At 72.4% G+C, this 2,528-nt stretch carries 2 protein-coding genes and 1 pseudogene; 1 reads left to right on the top strand and 2 read right to left on the bottom strand.

Features of this window, described 5'->3' with window-relative positions; all coding sequences use genetic code 11:
* Positions 1-476: pseudogene (locus QMK34_RS47205) on the top strand (L-2-hydroxyglutarate oxidase); the annotation flags it as partial.
* Here the strand turns inward: QMK34_RS47205 and QMK34_RS47200 are convergent.
* A complete protein-coding gene (locus tag QMK34_RS47200) occupies positions 473-1,477 on the bottom strand; it encodes a DUF3558 family protein (RefSeq protein ID WP_326421574.1) in 1,005 nt (334 codons plus the stop codon). The pseudogene QMK34_RS47205 and the gene QMK34_RS47200 sit on opposite strands and share 4 nt — an antisense overlap.
* A gap of 86 nt (positions 1,478-1,563) precedes the next feature.
* The coding region (locus QMK34_RS47195; RefSeq protein ID WP_326421573.1) for a DUF3558 family protein at positions 1,564-2,528 on the bottom strand (965 nt) is incomplete at its 5' end.

The following is a 2,528-nucleotide window of genomic DNA, read 5'->3' as shown; positions in this document are numbered from 1 at the left end:
GCCTGATCTACCCGGTCCCCGACGCGTCGCTGCCGTTCCTCGGCGTCCACCTGACGCGCATGCTCGACGGCAGCGTCCACGCCGGCCCCAACGCCGTGCTCGCCCTGCGGCGCGAGGGCTACCGCTGGAGCGACGTCTCCGCCAAGGACCTCGCCGAGGTCGCGCGTTTCCCCGGCGTCTGGCGGCTCGCCCGCAAGTACGCCTACCCGACCGGCCTCGAAGAGGTGCTCCGCTCGTTCTCCAAGCGGCGCTTCGCCGCGAGCCTCGCCCGGCTCGTCCCGGCCGTCGGCCCGGAGGACATCGTGCGCCACGGTTCCGGAGTGCGGGCCCAAGCGCTGCGAGCGGACGGCTCGCTCGTCGACGACTTCCTCATCGAGACCGCGCCCGACCAGGTCCACGTCCTCAACGCGCCCTCACCGGCGGCGACGAGCGCGCTGGAGATCGCCCGGCACATCGCCGACGAGGTCTGCCCCTAGCTCGCCGGGAAGTTCGCGCTGATCAGCGGGATCGCGGCCTTGATCACGTCGCACGCCTTGTCCGGTTCGGTGAGGTTGCCACTGGCGAGCATCACCGACGAGGTGGGCGTGACCGCCAGCGACGCCGAGCACAGCACGGGCTCCCGGTCGAAGTTCGGGAACAGCAGCCACTGCTTGCCGTTCGCTTCGAGCGGCTGGCCGCCCGTTTCGAGGAACGGCCACTCGTTCGCGGGCTGGATCGGCGAGATCCACAGGTCCAGCGACTTCTGGCCCTGGGGTCCGTCGGTGTCGTACCACTCGCACCCGGTCTGCAGCGGCTTGGTCGACGACTTCAGCGGCTCACCGACGACCAGCTTGAGACCGGGGAGCTGATCGCCCTTGAGCAGAGTGCACGGATCCAGCGTCGCCAGCGGGCCCGAGGGCACCGGCTGCGTCGAGGAGGGCGGGGGGACGATCGTCGGCGACGGGTCGCCGCCCGGCAGATGCGAAGCGATCGCGGGGGCGACGGCTTTCGCCTGGTCGCAGGCCTTCGACGGGTCCTTCCGGTTCTCGCTGCTCAGGTCGACGAACGACTTGGGGCCGAGCTTGACCAGGATCTCGCAGTACTTCTCGCCGAGGATCGACGGATAGCGCGACCAGCTGAGCCCGCCCAGCTGGAAGGTCTCCTTGGCGACCGCGCCGAGGGTGTACTCACCGGGGCTGAGGTCGTCGGACTGGCCGGCCATGACGGATTCGAGCCCCGAATCGGGGTCGCTCGGGCTCCAGGTGCAGAACGCCGGGGCCAGCTGCTCCTTGATGGCGGGGGCGAGCTTGCCGGGAACCTGCAGCCCCAGCGCCTTCGCGTGCTCCGGCGTCAACAGCCCGCACGGATTCGCCGCGGTGATCACCGGGCCCTGGCCGGGCACCGGCTTGGGCGAACCGGCCACCAGCGTCGTACATCCGCTCAGCAGCACCGCCGAACCCACCAGCGCGACCGCCACCAGCTTCCGACTGATCGACATCAGGCCTCCTCCCCTTCGGGGCCGAACCCTACTTCGCGGGGCACGGCCGCACACCAGGGATGGCGCAATACGCCGAAAGGTGGACATCACGGCGGCAGGTGGCCGCCGACCAGCGGCATGGCCGCCTGCACCAGATCGCACATCCGGTCGAGGTCGTTCTCGTACCCGCTGGAGATCGACAGCGACGACGCAGGCGTGACGACCAGGGTCGCCGCGCAGGTCCGCCGGTTGTTGCCGAGGTTCGGCACCAGCGACCAGGTGCGACCGCCGGACTCGACCGGCTGCCCCTCGACTTCGTACCACTCGGCCGCGGGTTTGGCGGGCCCCAGCCAGACGACGAACCCGTTCTGGCCGCCGGGGCCGTCGGTGTCGGCCCACTGGCAGCCGGAGATCGGGTCGCCGGCGGGCGGGTTCCTGGCCATGCCGGTGCCCACCAGCCCGAGGCCGGTGGCCTGCTCGGCGGTCAGCATCGTGCAGGGGTCCAGCCCGACCAGCGGTCCGGACGCGGGAGCGGGCCGCGTCGGCGGGGTGAGGCCGGGCGGGGCGGGCGAGCCGCCGGGCAGGTGCGCCGCGATCGCCGGGGCGACGGCCTTCGGGTACGCGCAGGGGTCGGCGCTGCCAGCCGGCCCTTGGCCCTCGCCGAGGACCAGGGAGTCGAGGCCGAGGAACGAGGTGGGCCCGAGCACGGTCACCAGCGAGCAGGCGTTGTCGCCGCCGATCCCCGGGTAGGTGGTCCAGCTCAGCCCGCCGAGCCGGACGGTGTCCCTGGCCAGCGCGCCGCCGTTGAACTCGCCGATCGACTGGTCGAGCGACCAGGTCGCGGTCAGGTGGACGAGCGAGTACGCCTGCTCGGCGGGCTCCCAGGTGCAGTACGAGTGGAGGCCCTCGGTCTTGCTCGCGGGCCTAAGTTTCGGCGGGAAGGCGAGCTTGAGGGCGGCGGCCTGCTGCTCGCTGATCAGCGCGCAGGGATCGGCGCCGCCGGGCAGCACCGGGCCCTGGCCCGGCACCGGCCCGGCCGTGCCGGGGACCGGCGTCGCGCACCCGCCCCGCA

This window comes from Amycolatopsis sp. H20-H5 (assembly GCF_035828755.1).
GTDB lineage: Bacteria > Actinomycetota > Actinomycetes > Mycobacteriales > Pseudonocardiaceae > Amycolatopsis.
This window is presented reverse-complemented; position numbering and strand designations above follow the sequence as displayed.

What these genes read in the sequence shown, in the direction of transcription:
- QMK34_RS47200 (WP_326421574.1), bottom strand. Translation starts at nt 1,477, where the DNA reads ATGTCGATCAGTCGGAAGCTGGTGGCGGTCGCGCTGGTGGGTTCGGCG.